This window comes from Geoalkalibacter subterraneus, assembly GCF_000827125.1.
In the GTDB taxonomy this organism is placed as follows: domain Bacteria; phylum Desulfobacterota; class Desulfuromonadia; order Desulfuromonadales; family Geoalkalibacteraceae; genus Geoalkalibacter_A; species Geoalkalibacter_A subterraneus.
The window spans coordinates 3269418-3288775 of sequence record NZ_CP010311.1 but is presented as its reverse complement, the minus strand read 5'-3'; the positions used below and the strand labels follow the sequence as shown (position 1 = coordinate 3288775).

Sequence of the window (19358 nt, the reverse complement as noted above, 5' to 3'; positions counted from 1 at the left end):
ATTGCCGTCCGCTGGGCGAGATTCTGTGAACGGAGAAAACCAACGCGACGAGAGCTCTCGGCGGGGTGCCGCATCTGAAGCGTCGCGGGATGCACGGACGCCGGCGCAAGTGGAGGAGCGGAAAGAACGGGAGCCCTCGCGTGTTGAGACCCTTTTCCAACGCGGACCGGTTCCTTTGGGTGAAGCTTTAGGACGCATCGGCGGGCCTCGCCCGACACCGCTCACCGACCCTTTGGAGCAGGAGGAAGAGCAGCGTAGAAAAGAGATATTTGCTGAACTGATGACGAAAGAGGAAGGCGAGCCGGAATGGCCGTTGCGCGACAAAGTCATGATGTTCGACCTGCTCGATGAAAGACGCCAGCAGCTTTATCTTGAATCCCTCGACGCGGAAGAGCGTCGCCGGATTCTCGAACTTACGGACCAGCGCCGTTCTTCCTGGATGCCGCGTGATCTCAAGGGCGGCGACATTGATCGCGATCTAAAGCAGTTCGGCTTCGATTTTTTCCAAACGGATGACGCTGCCTTTCTGCCTGACCCCATGGCGCCGGTCGGTCCCGATTACGTAGTCGGCCCCGGCGACACTCTGGTCATCGACTTGTGGGGGGGCGTTGAGGGGCACTACGAGGTGACTGTTGACCGCAGCGGCAGCCTGACTCTGCCGCGCGTCGGTGCCGTCAACCTGTGGGGGCAGACCTTTGCCGAAGCGCGCGAAACATTGCGGCGGCAGGTGGCGAAATATTTCAGTAACTTTGAAATCAACGTCACCATGGGCAGCCTGCGCTCCATCCAGGTTTTCCTGGTCGGGGAAGTTGAAAATCCGGGAACTTACACGGTCAGTTCCATGTCCACCATTCTCAATGCCCTGACACAGGCCGGCGGCCCCAGCCGCAACGGCAGCCTGCGCGACGTGCAGCTGGTGAGGGGGGGGCAGACAATGGCCCATGTTGATTTCTACGATTTCTTCATGGCGGGCGATCGCAAGCAGGATCTGCGCCTTCGTTCCGGCGACACTATTCATGTGCCGATCGCGTCCGCGCAGGTCGGTATCGCCGGAGATGTGCGCCGCCCCGCCATTTACGAACTCAGGGAAGGCGAAACGCTGCGCCACCTGCTCCAGATGGCAGGCGGTCTGCAGTCCACCGCCTACCTCAAAAAAATCCAGATCGAGCGCGTTCTTGCTCATCAGGGGCGCAAGGTTATTGATCTTGACCTTGATACCACCGGGCTCGACATCGATCCCTTCGAGTTCGCCATGCAGGATCGCGACCTGGTGCAGGTCCATTCCATCTCTCCCGCGAAAAACCGCTACGTGAGGCTTGAAGGGTTTGTCGCCCGCCCAGGCTTTTATCAGCTGCACGAGGGGATGCGCCTGTCCGAGCTGCTGGTGCGCTATGACAATCTGCTCCCCTATTATTATCCCGGGGCGGCTGAAATCCTGCGCCTGACGCCGCCGCTGTACACCCCTGAAAAGATGACGGTCAACCTGGCCCGTGCACTGGCCGGCGACCCGCAGGATAACATCGAGCTGCGCGCCCACGACGAAGTGCGGATTTTCTCCCGCGAGGAGATGGAAGATACCGCCTCGGTCAGAATCTCCGGTGCGGTGCGCGAGGCCGGCACCTTCCGCTATTTTGACGAGATGCGGGTGCGTGACCTGGTCATCGAAGGCGGCAACGTCGCCCGCGGCGCTTTCCTCCAGGAAGCGGAGCTGACCCGCTTCGAACCGGCTCCCGAAGGGATGCGCTCCAGCCGACAGACCATCAACCTGCAGGCGGCCCTTGAAGGCGATCCCAAGCACAACCTGTTGCTGCATCCCGATGACCACCTGTTTGTGCGCAGCATTCCGGAATTTGCCGAAAAGCCGGTGGTCGAACTGCAGGGGGAAGTCCGTTTCCCGGGGCAATACCCCATTGCCAAGGGTGAAACTCTCGCCTCTCTGATCGAGCGGGCCGGCGGATTTACCGAGGGCGCTTATCTGCGTGGCGCCACCTTCACCCGCGAAGAGGTACGCGAGACCCAGCGCGAGCGTTTCGATGCCCTCATCCTGGAGCAGGAGCAGGAGATCCTGCGTGCCTCCTCCGATATCGCCAGCGGAGCGCTCAGCGCAGAAGAGATCAAGTCGGCGGAGACGCTGCTTAACGCCCGCCAGCAGATGGTAGAGAAGCTCAAGAACCTGCCTGTGACCGGCCGCATGGTGGTCAACCTCGCGCCCCTCGACACCCTGCGCGGCAGTGCTGCCGACATCGAGCTGAAAGACGGCGATACACTCATCATCCCGGCCAATCCCAAAACCGTCAGCGTGCTCGGCCAGGTCTACAACCAGACCACCCTGGCATTCGCACCCGGCAAGACCGTGTCCTATTACATGAACAAGGTCGGCGGCACGAGGAAAAACGCCGACAGCGATGAAATGTACATCGTGCGTGCCGACGGCACCGTCTACAGCAAGCAGCAGGCCGGCGCCGGCCTCGGCTGGGACCGCGAAAACTTCCGCTGGGTACTCGGCGGTTTCAACAACACCCAGATCTACCCCGGAGACACCATCCTGGTCCCCGAAAAGTACGAGCGCACCGATATCATGCGCGAAGTCAAAGACCTGACCCAGATCATCTACCAGATGGCCCTCGGCGCCGCCGCGGTGGCGTCATTTTAGAGGCCGGGATGCGGGACGCGGGACGAGGGACGCGAAAACCTTAAACCCGGTGACGCGTGACGCGGAACGAGGAACGCGGAAGTCAAAATCTTTAAGATTTTCGCGTCCCGCGTTCCTCGTCCCTGATTTCAAATGGAGTGATTGTTGCGGTTCGAGGATCTGGAAGTTTGGAAAAGGTCTGCCCGTTTGAGTGCTGATATTTACAAAGAATTGAGCGGCCTGAAGGACTACGGTTTCAAAGATCAGATTACTCGATCCGGATTGTCGATCCCCTCCAATATTGCCGAAGGCATGGAGCGAGTTTCGCGGGCGGAGTGTGTAAAATTTCTTCTTTACTCAAAAGGTTCATGCGGAGAGTTACGAACTCAGATTTATATCGGCATGGATATCGCCTACATTGAAAAAGAAACGGGAAAAAAATGGATTAGTGAAACAGAGGCCATATCCTCTATGCTCGGTGGCTTAATCCGAGCGAAAAAGAACAGAAATCCGTGATGCGAAGGGAGAAACCCGAGGCACCAAGCGCTTAACGCCCTTGACCTCCGCGTTCCTCGTCCCTCGTCCCGCGTCCCTCACGAGAACATCATGACCGAAGATCAAAAAAACTTTAAGAGTACCCCTGACCTGGCCCCACCCGAACCAGACGACGAAATCAACCTCCTCGACCTGCTGCTGGTGCTGGTCAGGAATAAATGGCTGATTATCGGTTCCTGTGCCGTGACTTTTATCCTGGCCTGCATTTACACGCTGACGCTGCCCAACATCTTTACCGCCAACGCGCGGCTGCTGCCGCCGCAGAAAGAAAGCAGCGGGCTGAGTTCCATGCTCGGCAATATGGGCGGGCTGGCGGCCATGGCCGGGATCAGTGCCGGGGGCGGTTCCGGGGAACTTTATGTCGGCATGTTGCAGAGCCGCGCCATTGCCGACCGCATTATCGAACGCTTCGACCTGATGGAGCGGTTCGAGTGGGAAACCCGGTCCGATGCCTATAAAAACCTCAATGACAAGGCCCAGTTCAACGTTGGCAAGACCGACGGGATTCTCACTATCAGCGTCGATGATGAGGATCCGAGGCTGGCCTCCGATATGGCCAACGCCTACGTGGAAGAGCTCAAGGCCCTCAATGTGCGCCTTAACCTCGACAGCGCCGGGCGTGAACGCCAATTTCTTGAGGGGCGCCTTGCGGTCGTCGAAACCGACCTGATCACCGCGGAAGAGCGCCTGAAGAATTTCCAGCAGGAAAACAAGGCGATCAAGATCGACGAGCAGGTCCAGACCATCATCGAAGCCATCTCCCGCCTGAGGGGGCAGCTCGCCAGCCGCGAAGTGGAACTCGGCGTTGCGCTCTCCTACCAGACCGAACAGAACCCCCAGGTCAAGTCCCTGCGCGAAAGTATTGCCCAGCTCAAGGAGCAGATCCGCCGCCTGGAGGAATCCCCCGAGGGCCAGCGCGTGCCGGAAGATATCTTTATCTCCACCTCCGAAGTCCCCGAGCTAGGCCTGCAGTATGTCCGTCTGATGCGCGACTTCAAAGTTCAGGAGACGCTCTACGAGCTGCTCACCAGGCAGCTGGAAGTGGCCAAGATCGAAGAGGCCAAAAATACGTCACGTTTTCAGGTTCTTGACGAAGCCTTTCCCCCCGACCGCAAAAGCAAGCCCAAGCGTGCCCTCATGGTCCTCCTCGCCACCTTTGCGGTCGGTTTCCTCTCCGTGCTCGTCGCCTTCATGCGCGAATTCGGTCGCAATCTCGAGGGAGAAGACCGGCAGCGCTGGGAGCAGATTAAGGCGAATTTGAGGTTGAGGTCTTGAAAAAAAAGGGACGCGGGACGCGGGACGAGGAACGAGAAGGTCAAAAGCTTTAAGATTTTCGCGTTCCGCGTCCCATCTCCTAAGGAGCCCCCAAATGTCCAAAATTCTCGTCACCGGTGCTGCCGGCTTTATCGGATTCCACCTTACCAACCGCCTCCTCGCCCGCGGCGACCAGGTCGTCGGCCTCGACAACCTCAACGATTACTACGAGGTCAGTCTCAAGCAGGCCCGTCTCGCGCAGCTTGACGGCCAGCCCGGTTTTCGCTTTGTGCAGATGAGCCTGGAAGACCGCGCCGGCATGGAAAAGCTTTTTGTCGCAGAGCGTTTCGACAAGGTGGTCAACCTCGCCGCCCAGGCGGGGGTGCGCTACTCCCTGGAGAATCCCCACGCCTACGTCGACAGCAACCTGGTGGGTTTTATGAACATTCTCGAAGGTTGCCGCCACAACGATGTGCAGCACCTGGTGTTCGCCTCCTCCTCCTCGGTTTACGGCGCCAACACGCGCATGCCCTTTTCCATTCACCACAACGTCGACCATCCCGTCTCGCTTTACGCCGCTACCAAAAAAGCCAACGAGCTGATGGCGCACACCTACAGTCACCTCTACCGGCTGCCGACCACGGGGCTGCGTTTCTTCACCGTCTACGGCCCCTGGGGGCGCCCCGACATGGCGCTGTTCCTGTTTACCAAGGCCATCCTTGAAGATCGCCCCATCGACGTCTTCAACTACGGTAAAATGCGGCGCGACTTCACCTACATCGACGACATCGTCGAAGGCGTCGTCCGCGTGACGGACAACACCGCGACCCCAAACCCGGACTGGTCGAGCGACACCCCCGATCCCGGCACCAGCGCCGCCCCCTACCGCAACTACAACATCGGCAACAACAGCCCGGTCGAGCTGATGCACCTCATCGAAACCCTGGAACAAGCCCTGGGCAAAAAAGCGCAGAAAAACCTCCTGCCGATTCAACCCGGAGACGTCCCCGCCACCTACGCCGATGTAGAAGACCTGGTGCAGGATGTCGGCTTCAAGCCCGCGACGCCGATTGATGAAGGGGTTGAGCGGTTTGTGGAATGGTATCGGGGGTATTATAAGATATAGGGAAGGTGAGGAACGTGGGACGCGGAACGAGGAACGAGAAAGTCAAGGTCTTTAAGGTCTTCGCGTCCCCGGGTTTTAAAATTTCCCCGATAGACAGAATTGGTTGGATCACATAAAATGGTTGTTTTGTTAATGGGGCTGAAGAATTGATGTTTCAGTGCATGGAAAAAGTTTTTGGAGTTTGATTGCTGGAAATGTGTCAACAAGTAAACAGCGTCCCTGTTCATCCTCTCATTTGTGAAAGGATAACCGACAATGAACACCGCCAAAGACGAGGTCAGAGACCTTCTCAACCGGCTTCCCGAAAATTGTTCGCTGGAAGATGTTCAGTACCATCTTTATGTTTTAGAAAAAATCAAACATAGCCTGAGGGTAGCCGAAGAAGAAGGAACCTATTCCCAAGAGGAGGCGGAGCTCCGCTTGAAAAAGTGGCTCACCGAATAGTATGGTCCCCGCAGGCGTTGTCCGACGTGGAGGGGATTGCTGAATATATAGAGCAGGACTCTCCTTTTTATGCGCGAACCGTTGTCGCCAGGATCGTCGCTGCGACCAGGAATCTGGTACAGTTTCCCATGACGGGGCGTGTTGTCCCTGAAATGAGGGATTTCGCTTTTCGTGAAGTTTTCGCATTCAACTACCGGATTATTTATCAGGTCGAAGAGACGGTGGTGACCATTGTTGCCGTTGTTCATGGCAAAAGGTTGCTGGATACCGGCTGTGACGAATAACTCTCTGTTATCTTTTGGCTGATTGAGAGACCGCAGCGACCGGGCGAGAGACAGCTTTTGAAAACGCCCTCACGCAAAGCCGCCAAGGCGCAAAGAGAAGCATATTCTGCAGAGATAAAAGGGATTCAGGGGATGGGTCAGAACCTTAAAGATTTCCGCGTCCCTTGGTTTGGGAGGGTAGAGTGATGCTGACTGACGCTCTAAAAAAACAATTGGTCGAAAAGCTTAAGAACGCTGACCCCTATAAAATTATTCTGTTTGGGTCGCATGCGTATGGGAATCCAGGCCCGGAAAGCGATATCGATTTGCTGGTTGTCACGGAAGATGATTACCTGCCAGCGAATTTTGCCGAGAAAAATGCCATTTATCTTCGAGTCGCCAACACGATCATCGACATTGAAAAAAAGATTCCGGTTGACCTGATTGTTCATACCAAAGCCATGCACCGGAAATTCGTCGAGATGCAAAGCATGTTTTCCAGGAAAATTACTTCCGAAGGAAAAGTTTTGTATGAAAAAGCTCACTGAAGAATGGCTGCGAGCCGCCAAAGACGATCTTGATGTTATCGAAAAGATTCTCGGCGAAGCCCACCTATCCCATATCACTGCTTTTCATGCCCAGCAGTGCATTGAGAAGGTTTTTAAGGCAGTGTATGAAGAACATGGGATTGAATCTCGAAAAATTCACAATCTAATCACATTATATGGCGGAATAGAAGACGTGCTAGGCCAGGAAATGGATCTTGCGTTGCTGAAAACCCTGGACTCCCTTTATATTGAAGCTCGGTATCCCGGTGAGTTGGGGCTGCTGCCGAGCGGCCGCCCCTCTTTGGCAGATGCCGAAAAGTTTTCCGATTATGCAAAGTCCGTTTATGAGGGCGTGCGCACTCTTCTCGAGCGCAGATAGGGCCAAAAGCGTGAACCAGAAAAAGACTTATTACGAGAATATAAAGGTTTTGAGGGGCAAGTCAAAATCAGATTTTGGGAATATAATCAGCGCTCTCATGGGAAAAGGAGAGATCCCATGCCAGTTAAAAACGAAGATCAAATTCTTGCGTTTTTCAAGCTTCACAAACAGGATTTTCACGAAAAATACGGAGTTTATAAAATAGGTATATTTGGAAGTTACGCCCGAAACGAGCAGACCGAAGGAAGCGATATCGACATTGCGATCGAAATGGAGCCCGAGAAAAAAAATCTGCATAACTTCTTGGCGTTTAAGCGGCACCTGGAAAACGAACTAGGCAGGAAGGTCGATTTGGGGATCGAGAGTGCGTTAAAATCTGAGGCGAGAAAGCTCGTTGAAAAAGAGATTGTTTATGTCTAAGCGCACCGAGTCATTATACCTTCGCGACATGAAAGAGGCTGCCGAAGCCATCCTTTCATACACGCAGGGCGTCACTTACGATGCCTTTAAAAATGATCGCATGCGGCACTCGGCTGTTATTCGGGAATTCCAGATCATCGGCGAAGCTGTCGGCAAACTAGGTGATTCGATCAAGAAGGCTTACCCGCATATTGCATGGCAAGACATCAAAGATTTTCGAAACCTCCTCATCCACGAATATTTCGGGGTCGATTTAGAAATAGTGTGGAATGTCGTCCAGGAGGATTTGCCAACGCTCTACGAAGCTATCCAGGCTATAGAAAAAAACTTATGAAAAGAGCTTTTCACAAGGGGCCGATTGGGTTTTCATCCGCATAAATCTGCCTTTGGCAGCGTTCACCTGGATTTTTAGGCGGAGGGACGCGGGACGAGAAAGTCAAAGTCTTTAAGGTCTTCGCGTTCTTTGCGGCTTGAGAGAGCGTAGCGACCGGGCGTGAGGTGGCTTTGATCTTGCTGGTCAAAGGGGGCTTTTAAGGCAAAATCGAGGGTGCCTTCGGGGTGAATGTGTCCTGGAAACGAGCAGTTGTCTTGGTCCGACCCTGCGAGAAGGGTGAATGTGTCCTGGAAACGAGCAGTTGTCTTGGTCCGACCCTGCGAGAAGGGCGATGATTAGAATTAATGGTTTTCATCTGTGTTCACCATGATGGAGGTTCAGATGAACCCTGAGCATGAAGAAATAATTGATCGTTTAAAAAACCGACTAAGACAATTACGGCCTCATAAGGTTATCCTTTTTGGGTCCCACGCTTGGGGGACACCTGATGCCGACAGTGATATCGATCTGGTTGTCGTGCTTGATGATGAGACGTTGCCCACCACATTTGCCGAAAGGATGCAAAACGTATCAAAAGTACGAAAGTGCGTGGCTGATATAAATCGGGACGTGCCGCTGGATCTTTTGGTTTACAGCAAAAAGGAGTGGCAAAAATTTATTGAGATTAACAGCTCGTTCAGTCGAGAACTTAGAGAGGGAGGGCAAGAGCTACTATGAATGCCGCTGCGCACGAATGGTTGGCCAAGGCCCGTGAAGATTTGCTCGCTGTCGAAAAGCTCGCCGATGATGACGACTTGACCAGTATCGCTGCTTTCCATGCCCAGCAATGTGCCGAAAAAAGTCTTAAGGCGGTATTGGAAGCACACGGGCAAAAAGTGCCACGCACCCATGACCTTGTCCGCTTAAACGAGTTGGTTCAGGGTTGCGTTGCGGTCGAATGTGATGAGGACGTTCTTGGCGAATTGAGTACGGTTTACCTTGAAGCCCGCTACCCCTCGGATTTAGGCCTGTTGCCTCATGGCCGGCCTTTGCCGAGCGACATCGCGCGGTATCGGCAAGCCGTCAAAGCAATTTACGATAAAATCAGTTGTTTTCTGGAAAAGCCCTGATTATTTGGTCGATTGAGGACATGTTTAATGCGTGTCATGTTTGAAAGATTCTCATCAGCGAGAATCCGCCTTTATCTGCGTTCACCAGGATTTTAAGATCTTAAAAATTATTTTCTTGAACGCAGATAAGAGCGGATAAGAGCGTGAGACCGACTTGATCTTGCCAGTGAAATGGAACTTTTACAGTCAAAATGGCGGGGATTTTCGGTTATCTTTACTGTGAAACAGTCAGTTGAATGTGTCCTAAAAGCATGAGTCTCCCTTATCGGAAGCGATGCAAAAACTGGATGTTCAAGAGGACAATGTGATGGACGAAAAAGATATTCGTTGGCAACAGAGGTTCGCAAATTATGAGAAAGCCTATCTGCGTCTTGAAGAAGCCATCAATCAGGAAAATTTGAATGAGCTGGAGCGTAATGGTCTGATCCAGCGCTTTGAGTTTACCCTTGATCTAGCCTGGAAGGTATTAAAAGACTTTTTACAGGAAAAAGGTTTTGTTTTTAAACCGTCCCCCAAAGATACCCTGCGCATGGCCCAGCAGGGAGAATACATCTCTTACGCCCAGGAGCTGATTGACGGCCTTGAGATAAGAAACGAACTGTCCCACGATTACAGTGGTGAAAAATTTGAACGGTCAGAAAAGATTCTGCGTGAACAAACATTTGTTGCCCTGAAAAAGCTGTACCAGTTTTTAAAGGACGAGAGCTTACGATGAGTTTGCCTGATAAAAACCGGTTTGGCCTCACCGCAAGGGATATGCAGACGCTGCGAGAAATTTTTGACCAATATCCAGAGGTCAAAACGGTTGTCGTTTTTGGAAGCCGTGCCAAAGGAACATTTGCCGCCGGCAGCGATATCGATCTGGCGATTATGGACAGGTTGAAGAGCGAAGACGTCATCCGTCGCATTAAAAGCGCTCTGGATGACAGTACATTGCCCTATTTTGTGGATCTTGTCGGGTATCACTTTTTGCAGGACGCGGCATTCAAAGAACATATCGACCGGGTTGGAGTCGATTTATTTTGCCGCGGGAACTGATGCCTGGTGACCGTCCAATTTCATTTGCGGCTCAGAAGCTGTCGCGAAAAGAGAGTCAGACATTGACAGCTGCCCGCATCCACTTTATTGGTTCGCCTTTGTTTTGATTGTAATGTTTCCATCTGCGCAAATCCGCCTTTATCTGCGTTCACCAGGATTTTGAGGCGAAGGGACGCGGTACGCGGGACGAGGAACGAGAAAGTCAAAGTCTTTAAGGTCTTCGCGTCCCGCATCCCTCGTCCCGCGTCCCGAGGGTTTAAGATTTCCCGATAGACAGAATTGGTTGGATCACATAGAATGGATGTTTTGTTAATGGGGCTGAAGTATTGGTGTTTCCGTCGCATGGAAAAAGTTTTCAAGGTTGGATCACTGGAAATGCGTCAACAAATAAACAGCGTCCCTGTCCATCCAAAGGAAGCTGTTGCCAGAATTATTGCGTTTACAACATCGTGAAAGATGCCCTTGTTGTCGAAGTGATTCGGGTAGGCCATCGAAAAGATATCTATCGGCGGTCCCTATAACAATGTCGACTTCATTCGAGTGACGGGTGCTTTGGTTGACGAGTAAACAACGTCCCTATGGTTTCTCTATGGTTTCTTCCATCCGCTTTTATCTGCGTTCAACAAAAGGTTTTCTCCGCGTTCTTTGCGTCTTGAGAGAGCACAGCGAGCGGGCGTGAGACAGTCTTGGTTTTGATGTTGAAATGGGGCTTATAAGGCCGAAATAGCGGTCTTTGCCGGTTGATTGTAATGTAAAACCGTTGGTTCGCTTGGCCTGATCCCTTGTCGAATAATTCTAGGCGAATTGTAATGACGAACGAAGCGGAGGGTGAAAATGTCTGAAGTATTGTTGAGGCGGATCGATGAGTTGCTGGCGCAGCGGATCGGCACGCTGGAGGAATCTCTGGGAGACAAGCTTGACTTGCTGGGCGAAGGACAACAGATGTTGTCCCAGAAAATGGATCGCCTGGAGACCCGTCTGGATGAGCGCATGGACGGAATTGACCACCGGCTGACAGTGGTCGAGGCGCGGCTTGATCTGCGGATCGGCGGGTTGGAAAAGAAGGTCGACCAAATCGCCGCTGATCTCACCGAGCACCGGGCTGACACCGAAGCGCACCGGAAGGGGTGGCGGGTGCGTGAGGACGGAGGGGAGTGACTGATATGTTGATGCTCTCGCAGGTAAGCAGTGCCACCGTCGAATTGTTGCGTTAAGTCAATTAGTCAAGACCGTCCCCTTGGGCTCTTACGTTCTTGGCGAATTGAGTACGGTTTACCTTGAAGCCCGCGCTACCCCTCGGACTTCGGCCTGTTGCCTCATGGCTGGCCTTTGCCGAGCGATATCGCGCGGTATCGGCAAGCCGTAAAAGCAATCTACGATAAAATCAGTTGTTTTCTGGAAAAGCCCTGATTGTTTGGTCGATTGACGACATGTTTAATGCGTGTCATGCTTGAAAGGTTCTCATCTGCGTAAATCCGCCTTTATCCGCGTTCACCAGGATTTTAAAGACCTTTAAGGTCATTTTTTTGAACGCAGATAAGAGCGGATGCACGCAGATAAGGTCAAAGGCATAAAACCGATAAATTCGCAACGTGTACCCAGCTAAAGTTTCAGGGTTTTGAGGTGTTATCCTGAGATTTGGTTTAAATGTTTTCATCTGCGTAAATCCGCCTTTATCTGCGTTCACCAAAAAGTTTTTCTCCGCGTTCTTTGCGTCTTGAGAGCGTCTTGATTTTGATGGGGAAATGGGGCTTTTAAGGCCGAAATGTTAGGGTTTTTTGGTTTATTGAATTGTATAAACAGACGGTTGGCTTGGTCCGACCCCAAGGGTCAGGGGCTTCAGGAGGGGGGAGGCGACATGGAAGAAAGAGAGTTTCGACGAATCGAAGAAATGATGGGCGGCATGATGGGCCGTTTCCGGGCTGAGCTCGGCCAGGAACTGACGCAACTCCGCAGCGAGATTGTCGAGGAGTTCCGACACCAGATAGGCGTTCAGCGCGAAGATTTCCAGCATAAACTCAACTTGGTGGTCGAAGGGCAGCAGATGCTGGCAGAAAAGCTGGAAGAAACACGATCTGAGTTGAAGGTGGACATAGGCAAGATCGATCAGAGAGTTACTGCAGTCGCCGCTGACCTCGCCGCCCACCGCCGCGACACCGAGGCGCATCGGAAAGGGTGGCGGGTGAGGGAGAAGGAAGGCGGGGAGTGACTGATACGCGTTGGTGGCTGGAAGATAATCTGGTTGACAAGTAAACAACGTCCCCAATGGGTCCCACAAAGGAAGGAGTCGTTAATGTCTACGGCCTTGAAGATGGAAGTTGACCGACAGGAAATTATCGACGCGGTTAAAAAAATGAAAAAGCAGGATCGGGAAGAATTCATTGAAGATCTGCTTGCTGCCACCTGCCCGGAATATCTAACCAATATTCGGGAAGCCAGGGCTGAATACAAGGCAGGTAAGGTCGCAAGTCACAATGATGTTTTCGGGTCGTGAGCTACCGGCTTGTTTACACCCACCGAGCTTTTAAGGATATTCAAAAACTTGAGCCGCAGGTAAAAACCCGCATTGGCAAAGCCCTTTTGCGGTTCGAAGCTGATCCTTTGGGGCATGCCAAGCCGTTAACCAATGCTGAGCTCGGAACCTATCGGTTCAGGGTGGGTGATTATCGGGTTATTTTTGACATCGAGGGTGAAGACATTGTCGTCTTGCGCGTAGGGCATAGACGGCATATCTATAGAAGATAGTTCCATAACGCAATCGCTGACCTGGTTGACAAGTAAACAGCGCCCCTGGTGATTTTCCGTTGAAAAAAAAGAAGGCTGAGCACATTTGTTTCTGATAACAATCCGTGAGAGGTGAGTCGATGGTTGACCTGAAAGAGCTGCATGCTCAATATGTGACCAACGAAGCCGGGGAGCGGGTTTTCTGTCATCCTGCCGCTGGTAGATTTTCAGGCACTGCTTGAGGACATCGAAGACTTGGCAGCTGTTGCTGACAGGCGCAAGGAGCCGACGGTGTCCCATGAAAAGGTGGTTGAAGAGCTGAAAAAAGATGGCCTCATATAAAATCGTCTGGAAACAGTCGGCGCAGAAAGAGCTACGAAAGCCGCCAAAGGAAGCTGTTGCCAGAATTATTGCGTTTACAACATCGTGAAAGATGTCCTTGTTGTCGAAGTGATTCGGGTAGGCCATCGAAAAGATATCTATCGGCGGCCCCTATGATGATGTCGACTTCATTCGAGTGACGGGCGCTTTGGTTGACGAGTAAACAACGTCCCTGCTGTCGTCCCCAACGTCCCCAATGGGTCCACTTATGAAAAACGCCAACGAAGAACTGCTTAAAGAAATGACCAGCCGGCTGGTTGCGGAATTCAACCCCGACCAAGTGATCCTTTTCGGTTCTCAAGCCTGGGGGGCACCTACCGAAGACAGTGATATAGATTTATTCGTTGTCGTTCCCGACAGTAAGGAGAGGCCCTTGGCGAGGATGCGCCGTGCTTTGGCCTGTCTTGAGGGTATGGGGGTTTCCAAAGATGTTCTAGTAAAAACGCGCCGTGAAGTGGAGAGGTTTCGCACTGTGCGCGCTTCCCTCGAAAGCCAGGTGTTGGAAGAAGGCCGAATTCTCTATGAACGCCATTAAGGACGATCTCACAAAGGGCTGGCTCATTAAGGCCAAAAGGGACCTCCTTTCAGCGCGGCAATTGGCGCAGGGTCCTGCACCTTTGCTGGACACCGCTGCTTATCATTGCCAGCAGGCGGGCGAGAAAGCCATCAAGGGATTTCTCGTCTTTCACGATATTCGTTTTGAAAAAACTCACGATCTGGATGTGCTGATATCCCAGGCCGCTGAAATCGAGACGGGGTTTCTTGCCTGTCGTCAGGCAGGACGAATCCTGACCCCATTAGCTGTCGCCTTTCGTTATCCGGGTGATTATATTGAGCCAGAATTGGAGGAGTACCAGGAGGCTTTTTCTGCAGCGCAGGAAATCTACCATCTTGTTACAGATTTGCTACCCGAGCGGCTGAACGCATAATGATAATTCCCTGTATTGTTTGCACGACCTTGGGATTGGATTTCCTTCAGCGGCTTTGCTCTCTGGAGAGAGCGCAGCGAACGGGCGAGAGATGGTCTTGATTTTGATGGGGAAATGGGGCCTTTAAGGCCGAAATGGCGGTCTTTTTTGGTTTATTGTGTAGTAGAAACAGACGGTTGGCTTGGTCCGACCCCGCAAGGCCGTGATGAGGACGTTCTTGGCGAATTGAGTACGGTTTACCTTGAAGCCCGCTACCCCTCGGACTTCGGCCTGTTGCCTCATGGCCGGCCTTTGCCGAGCGACATCGCGCGGTATCGGCAAGCTGTAAAAGCAATTTATGATAAAATCAGTTGTTTTCTGGAAAAGCCCTGATTGTTTGGTTGATTGAGGCCATGTTTAATGCGTGTCATGCTTGAAAGGTTCTCATCTGCGTAAATCCGCCTTTATCCGCGTTCACCAGGATTTTCAAGATCTTTAAGGTCATTTTTTTGAACGCAGATAAGAGCGGATGCACGCAGATGAGGTCAAAGGCATAAAACTGATAAAAATGCACGGTGTATCCAAAAAAACTTCATGGTTTTGAGGTGTTATCCTGAGATTTGGTTTTAATGTTCTCATCTGCGTAAATCCGCCTTTATCTGCGTTCACCAGGATTTTGAGGCGAAGGGACGCGGAACGCGGAACGCGGGACGAGGGGCGAGAAAGTCAAAAACTTTAAGATCCTCGCGACCCGAATCCCGCGCACCGCGCCCCAGGGTTTTAAGGTTTCCGCGTCCCTCATCCCTCGTCCCGCGTCCCGAGGGTTTAAGATTTCCCGATAGACAAAATTGGTTGAATTACATAAAATGTTGGTTTCGTTAATAGTGTTGAAGAATTGGCGTGTTAGCGTCGTATAATAACACACGAGCAAACAACCTCCCTGATCTTTGCCGAACTTTTTGGAGTATTGTTGAATGAGTCAAAAAAACTTCGCCATGATAGGGGCCGGCGGCTATATTGCCCCTCGCCACATGAAAGCGATCAAGGATACCGGTCATAATCTGGTCGCTGCAGTTGATAAGAGTGATTCTGTTGGGATCATGGATTCATTCTTCCCGCAAGCCAACTTTTTTATAGAGTTTGAGCGCTTCGATCGTCATGTTGAAAAGTTGCGCAGGGAAAATGCCGGCAAAGAGGTCAGCTATGTCAGCATCTGCTCGCCCAATTACCTGCACGATGCGCATATTCGCTTCGCTCTGCGAACGCATGCCGACGCAATCTGTGAAAAGCCTTTGGTGCTGAACCCCTGGAATATCGATGCCCTGCAGGAGATCGAGCAGGAAAGCGGCCGGAAAGTTAATACTATCCTGCAGTTGCGGCTTCATCCCAGCATTATTGCCCTGAAGAAGTCTGTGGAAGACCAGTTGAAGACCAACCCCGGCAAAATTTTCGATGTCGATCTCACATACCTTACTTCAAGAGGACGCTGGTACCATATCAGTTGGAAAGGGGATGAGCACAAATCAGGTGGCGTTGCCACCAATATCGGTGTTCATTTCTTCGATATGCTCGCTTATGTCTTTGGCCCCGTGCAGAAAAATGTCTGCCATATCCGCAACCCCGACGTGGCTGCAGGCTACCTTGAGCTTGAACATGCCCGCGTGCGGTGGTTTTTAAGTGTAAGTGCTGAGTATCTTCCGGAGATTGCAACGGCCAACGGACAGACCACCTTCCGCTCTATTACCGTTGATGGAGATGACTTTGAATTTTCCGGCGGGTTTACTGATCTGCATACCCGCAGTTACGAAGAGATCCTTGCCGGAAACGGGTTTGGTATGGAAGAAGTGCGCGATTGTATCCAGATAGTGCATGACTTTCGTCATTTTGAACCTGTAGGACCGACTGGTGATTACCATCCGTTCTGCCGAAAGGTCGAAAAATGAAAAAAATAGCACAGAGCGCTTTCGTTCACGAATCCTCTTACATTGATGATAATGTGTCTATCGGCGCCAATACCAAAATCTGGCATTTTTGTCATGTGCTCCCGGAATGTGAAATTGGCGATGGCTGCTCTTTTGGGCAGAACTGCATGGTGGGGCCGCGGGTAAGGATCGGTAATAATGTCAAAGTTCAGAACAACATCTCCATCTATGAAGGAGTGGAGATCGAGGACGATGTTTTTCTCGGCCCCTCCTGCGTTTTGACCAATGTCACCAACCCGCGCTCGCAGGTCCTTCGCCGTTCTCTGTACGAAAAAACCCTGCTGAGGCGTGGATGCTCCATCGGCGCAAACGCTACGATCGTTTGCGGTATAACTGTCGGCCGTTACGCCTTTATTGGCGCGGGTGCCGTGGTTCATGCCGATGTTCCCGACTATGCCCTTATGCTGGGCGTTCCGGCAAAGCAAAAGGGCTGGATGAGCCGCCATGGGCACGTCCTGAAAGGTTCCAATCAGAATGGCGTCATGGTTTGCCCGGAAAGCGGTCTGCGCTACCAGGAACTGCAAGGTCGGCTGCGTTGCCTGGATGTTGCTGAGGATGAGCCGTTGCCGCAAGATCTGTCAGTTGGCCAAAGTTCCTACAGTGAATATAAGAAGGACAAAAAATGACAGACATTCCTTTTGTTGACCTCAAAACGCAACAGGATCGTATCCGTCCACAGATCGACGCTGCAATCAAGCGGGTGCTGGACCACGGACAGTACATCATGGGGCCGGAGGTTTTTGAACTGGAAGAGAAGCTTGCTTCTTTCACCGGTGCAAAACATTGCATTAGTTGCGCCAGCGGAACCGACGCCTTGCTGATGGCATTAATGTCCCTGGGCATCGGCCCCGGAGATGAAGTGATCACAAGTCCCTTCACTTTTGTCGCCACCGGCGAGGTGATATCCTTGGTGGGCGCGACCCCGGTCTTTGTCGATATCGACCCGCGTACATTCAACATTGACCCCAGCAAAATTGCGGCTGTCATCACCGAAAATACTCGCGCCATCATCCCGGTGAGTTTGTTTGGCTTGCCCGCAGATATGGATGCAATTGCCGAGGCCGTTGCTCCTCACCCGATCACAGTGATCGAAGACGCTGCCCAATCCTTCGGTGCAACCTACAAAGGCCGCAAAAGCTGCAACCTCAGCACCCTCGCCTGCACCAGCTTTTTCCCGGCCAAGCCGCTCGGATGCTATGGCGACGGTGGCGCGGTATTTACCAGCGATGATACCCTGGCCGAAACCCTGCGCTCCATCCGCATCCACGGCAAGGGGGGTGACAAATACGACAACGTCCGCATCGGCATCAACGGCCGCCTTGACACCCTCCAAGCCGCTATTTTACTCCCTAAGCTCGACATTTTCCCAGATGAAATTGGAGCACGCCAAAAAGCAGCTGCCACATACAAACAACTGCTTGCCGATTTAATCGATCAACGATCAACGATTAACAATCAACGGGTCTTAGCTCCTTTTATCCCTGACGATCACACTAGCGCCTGGGCGCAGTATTCAGTTCTGACGGCGAGCAAAGAAAAGCGTGACAATCTGCAGAAGCACCTGGCGAAAGCTGGCGTGCCGACGGCGGTTTATTATCCGAAACCTCTCCACTTGCAGACGGCTTATGCGGGCTTGGGGTACAAGGCGGGGAATTTTCCTGTGGCGGAAAATGTGGCGCAACGGATTGTGAGCTTGCCCATGGGGCCGTACGTTGAGGAAGGGGACCAGGTGAAGGTTGTAGAGGCTGTAAGTGTGGCAGTGCTTGATAGCTAGAGCTAGAGAGGGCGTCAGAAGGCTCCTGCCAAAAAATAAATTTGCGCGTTCGGTGAGTGTGTTGGTGGGAGGAACCACAGGTGCCCAAGCACTTATGGTGCTAGCTTCGCCACTGCTGACGCGTCTTTATACCCCGGAAGACTTTGGTTTACTGGCCGTTTATTCCGGTTTGTTGGCACTGTTTGCTGTTATTGCCAGTTTACGTTATGAGCTAGCGATTCCCCTGCCTGAAAGTAACACTGAAGCCGCTAATGTGCTTGTACTCAGCTTGTTGGTTGTGCTGCTGATGACAGGTATTTCCGTGTTGATGGTGTTGCTTGCTGGTCAACAAATAGCTCATGCGCTGGATACGCCTAAGCTGGCACAATTTGTTTGGCTACTGCCTATCGGCGTGTTGTTGTCCGGCATTTACAAGGTCTTCAACTACTGGGCAGTGCGCACGAAAGCCTTCGGCGATATCGCCAGGACTCGCATCAGCCAAACCTTGGCAACCTTGGCTGTTCAGCTTTTCGGTTATAAGCTGGGTGGTCTTGCACTGCTGTTTGGTCAAGCAGGTGGGCAGGGGATGGGTAGCCTACGACTAGCCAGGTCAGCTATAAAACATCAAGAATTTAACACTTGGTCTTGGGGTGGCGTCTGGCTAGCAGCCAAACGCTATAAACAGTTCCCGCTATTTTCTACTTGGTCGGGGTTGTTTAATGCTGCAGGTACACAGCTCCCGCCCCTCATGTTTGCTGCCTTGTTTAGTGCAGGTGCTGCAGGGCTTTATGCTTTGGCAAGTCGTATTCTTAGGTTGCCCATGACAGTTTTAGGTGGTGCAATCGGACAGGTGTATTTCTCTGATTTAGCAAAAGCAAAACAAAGCGGTGGTTTTTCTACTCAGGTAGAGAAGGCTGCCGAGGGTCTTCTAAAGGTTTCACTGCCAGCTGCCGCTGCTTTTATGTTATTGGCTCCAGAAATATTTGGATTGGTATTTGGCACTGACTGGCGATTGGCTGGTGATATTGCGCGATGGATGACACCCTGGATTCTTTTCCAGTTTATTAGTTCACCACTAAGTGTCGTTTACTTTGTTCTTGAAAAAGAAAGGCTTGGATTTTTTTTTCAAGTCAGTATGTTCTTAGTGAGACTATCCGTAGTATTTCTAGGCTACATCTATTTGGATTTTATGGGGACATTAATAGCTTTTTCGCTTGTTAGTGCGTTCTGCTACATTTCTTATTGTTATAGTATTATTTTTTTATCTGGGGCTAAATTTAAATCTTTTTCTTTAGTTATTTTAACCGAAGTAATTAAAGTAGGGGTTGCTTTAATATCTGCTGTACTGTCTTTCTCCTATTGGGGGCTTTATCCTGCGTTAGTGGTGTCGATTTTGTTGTTGCTGGTGTTTTATATCCCAAGATTTAGGGAATTTTATATCGGTCATTCGTAAAAAAGTTGAAAACGCTATAACAGGCTGTATCTTGCCTGAAAAAGGAGTGTGCCGG

Annotated in this window: 26 protein-coding genes; 25 read left to right on the top strand and 1 reads right to left on the bottom strand. The window is 51.8% G+C overall.

Features of this window, described 5'->3' with window-relative positions; genetic code table 11:
* Positions 1-25 precede the first annotated feature (25 nt).
* The 15 genes from GSUB_RS15445 to GSUB_RS15375 all read left to right on the top strand — a co-directional run bounded on the left by GSUB_RS15445 (position 26) and on the right by GSUB_RS15375 (position 11260).
* Entirely contained in the window at positions 26-2653 is a 2628-nt protein-coding gene (locus GSUB_RS15445) for an SLBB domain-containing protein (protein WP_158414101.1), read from the top strand.
* Positions 2654-2797: 144 nt separating this feature from the next.
* Positions 2798-3148 carry a four helix bundle protein gene (locus GSUB_RS15440; RefSeq protein ID WP_040201609.1) on the top strand — a complete coding sequence of 117 codons (351 nt, stop codon included), beginning with the start codon at positions 2798-2800 and terminating at the stop codon, positions 3146-3148.
* Between the two features lie 90 nt (positions 3149-3238).
* Positions 3239-4462: a GumC family protein gene (locus GSUB_RS15435; protein ID WP_040201608.1), complete on the top strand. Its 1224-nt coding sequence runs from the start codon at positions 3239-3241 to the stop codon at positions 4460-4462.
* Between the two features lie 94 nt (positions 4463-4556).
* Positions 4557-5567, top strand: a complete 1011-nt coding sequence (locus GSUB_RS15430; RefSeq protein ID WP_040201606.1) for an NAD-dependent epimerase — start codon at positions 4557-4559, stop codon at positions 5565-5567.
* 255 nt (positions 5568-5822) lie between these two features.
* Complete coding sequence (locus GSUB_RS15425) at positions 5823-6011, top strand: hypothetical protein (RefSeq protein WP_040201604.1); 189 nt, start codon at positions 5823-5825, stop codon at positions 6009-6011.
* Positions 5996-6295, top strand: coding sequence for a type II toxin-antitoxin system RelE/ParE family toxin (locus GSUB_RS15420; protein WP_040201603.1), 300 nt, complete (start codon positions 5996-5998; stop codon positions 6293-6295). Before GSUB_RS15425 ends, GSUB_RS15420 begins: the two co-directional genes overlap by 16 nt.
* A gap of 185 nt (positions 6296-6480) precedes the next feature.
* Positions 6481-6822: a nucleotidyltransferase domain-containing protein gene (locus tag GSUB_RS15415; protein WP_040201602.1), complete on the top strand. Its 342-nt coding sequence runs from the start codon at positions 6481-6483 to the stop codon at positions 6820-6822.
* Positions 6806-7201 (top strand): HEPN domain-containing protein, encoded by a 396-nt coding sequence (locus tag GSUB_RS15410; RefSeq protein WP_040201600.1) that lies wholly within the window; start codon positions 6806-6808, stop codon positions 7199-7201. Before GSUB_RS15415 ends, GSUB_RS15410 begins: the two co-directional genes overlap by 17 nt.
* A 117-nt stretch (positions 7202-7318) precedes the next feature.
* Entirely contained in the window at positions 7319-7621 is a 303-nt protein-coding gene (locus tag GSUB_RS15405) for a nucleotidyltransferase family protein (RefSeq protein ID WP_040201598.1), read from the top strand.
* Positions 7614-7955 (top strand): HepT-like ribonuclease domain-containing protein, encoded by a 342-nt coding sequence (locus tag GSUB_RS15400; protein WP_040201597.1) that lies wholly within the window; start codon positions 7614-7616, stop codon positions 7953-7955. The genes GSUB_RS15405 and GSUB_RS15400 overlap by 8 nt, the downstream gene beginning before the upstream one ends.
* Before the next feature lie 381 nt (positions 7956-8336).
* Positions 8337-8672: a nucleotidyltransferase domain-containing protein gene (locus GSUB_RS15395; protein ID WP_052464998.1), complete on the top strand. Its 336-nt coding sequence runs from the start codon at positions 8337-8339 to the stop codon at positions 8670-8672.
* The gene (locus GSUB_RS15390; protein ID WP_052464997.1) at positions 8669-9064 is read left to right on the top strand and encodes a HEPN domain-containing protein; all 396 of its coding nucleotides are present in this window, start codon (positions 8669-8671) and stop codon (positions 9062-9064) included. The genes GSUB_RS15395 and GSUB_RS15390 overlap by 4 nt, the downstream gene beginning before the upstream one ends.
* 274 nt (positions 9065-9338) lie before the next feature.
* Positions 9339-9779 carry an HI0074 family nucleotidyltransferase substrate-binding subunit gene (locus tag GSUB_RS15385; RefSeq protein ID WP_052464996.1) on the top strand — a complete coding sequence of 147 codons (441 nt, stop codon included), beginning with the start codon at positions 9339-9341 and terminating at the stop codon, positions 9777-9779.
* Positions 9776-10102 (top strand): nucleotidyltransferase domain-containing protein, encoded by a 327-nt coding sequence (locus GSUB_RS15380; RefSeq protein ID WP_040200282.1) that lies wholly within the window; start codon positions 9776-9778, stop codon positions 10100-10102. The genes GSUB_RS15385 and GSUB_RS15380 overlap by 4 nt, the downstream gene beginning before the upstream one ends.
* Before the next feature lie 834 nt (positions 10103-10936).
* Positions 10937-11260 carry a hypothetical protein gene (locus GSUB_RS15375; protein WP_052464995.1) on the top strand — a complete coding sequence of 108 codons (324 nt, stop codon included), beginning with the start codon at positions 10937-10939 and terminating at the stop codon, positions 11258-11260.
* A gap of 286 nt (positions 11261-11546) precedes the next feature.
* On the opposite strand, the gene GSUB_RS15370 is transcribed toward GSUB_RS15375, so the two are convergent.
* Positions 11547-11789: a hypothetical protein gene (locus tag GSUB_RS15370; RefSeq protein WP_144402048.1), complete on the bottom strand. Its 243-nt coding sequence runs from the start codon at positions 11787-11789 to the stop codon at positions 11547-11549.
* Between the two features lie 171 nt (positions 11790-11960).
* On the opposite strand from GSUB_RS15370, the gene GSUB_RS15365 reads away from it, so the two are divergent.
* The 10 genes from GSUB_RS15365 (at position 11961) to GSUB_RS15325 (ending at position 19303) form a co-directional block, all read left to right on the top strand.
* A complete protein-coding gene (locus GSUB_RS15365) occupies positions 11961-12311 on the top strand; it encodes a hypothetical protein (RefSeq protein ID WP_052464994.1) in 351 nt (116 codons plus the stop codon).
* Positions 12312-12395: 84 nt separating this feature from the next.
* A complete protein-coding gene (locus GSUB_RS15360; RefSeq protein ID WP_040201593.1) occupies positions 12396-12596 on the top strand; it encodes a hypothetical protein in 201 nt (66 codons plus the stop codon).
* A complete protein-coding gene (locus tag GSUB_RS20135) occupies positions 12593-12847 on the top strand; it encodes a type II toxin-antitoxin system RelE family toxin (protein ID WP_084212157.1) in 255 nt (84 codons plus the stop codon). The genes GSUB_RS15360 and GSUB_RS20135 overlap by 4 nt, the downstream gene beginning before the upstream one ends.
* A 568-nt stretch (positions 12848-13415) precedes the next feature.
* Complete coding sequence (locus tag GSUB_RS15350; RefSeq protein WP_040200269.1) at positions 13416-13742, top strand: nucleotidyltransferase domain-containing protein; 327 nt, start codon at positions 13416-13418, stop codon at positions 13740-13742.
* Positions 13729-14136, top strand: coding sequence for a HEPN domain-containing protein (locus GSUB_RS15345; protein ID WP_040201591.1), 408 nt, complete (start codon positions 13729-13731; stop codon positions 14134-14136). The genes GSUB_RS15350 and GSUB_RS15345 overlap by 14 nt, the downstream gene beginning before the upstream one ends.
* 15 nt (positions 14137-14151) lie before the next feature.
* A complete protein-coding gene (locus GSUB_RS19185) occupies positions 14152-14508 on the top strand; it encodes a hypothetical protein (protein WP_144402047.1) in 357 nt (118 codons plus the stop codon).
* A gap of 581 nt (positions 14509-15089) precedes the next feature.
* On the top strand, positions 15090-16058 hold the full coding sequence (locus GSUB_RS15340) for a Gfo/Idh/MocA family protein (RefSeq protein ID WP_040201589.1): 969 nt from the start codon (positions 15090-15092) through the stop codon (positions 16056-16058).
* The gene (locus GSUB_RS15335; RefSeq protein WP_040201588.1) at positions 16055-16723 is read left to right on the top strand and encodes an acyltransferase; all 669 of its coding nucleotides are present in this window, start codon (positions 16055-16057) and stop codon (positions 16721-16723) included. The genes GSUB_RS15340 and GSUB_RS15335 overlap by 4 nt, the downstream gene beginning before the upstream one ends.
* Positions 16720-17871 (top strand): DegT/DnrJ/EryC1/StrS family aminotransferase, encoded by a 1152-nt coding sequence (locus GSUB_RS15330; RefSeq protein ID WP_040201587.1) that lies wholly within the window; start codon positions 16720-16722, stop codon positions 17869-17871. Before GSUB_RS15335 ends, GSUB_RS15330 begins: the two co-directional genes overlap by 4 nt.
* Positions 17849-19303 carry a lipopolysaccharide biosynthesis protein gene (locus GSUB_RS15325; RefSeq protein WP_337833180.1) on the top strand — a complete coding sequence of 485 codons (1455 nt, stop codon included), beginning with the start codon at positions 17849-17851 and terminating at the stop codon, positions 19301-19303. Before GSUB_RS15330 ends, GSUB_RS15325 begins: the two co-directional genes overlap by 23 nt.
* The last annotated feature ends 55 nt before the right edge of the window (positions 19304-19358 follow it).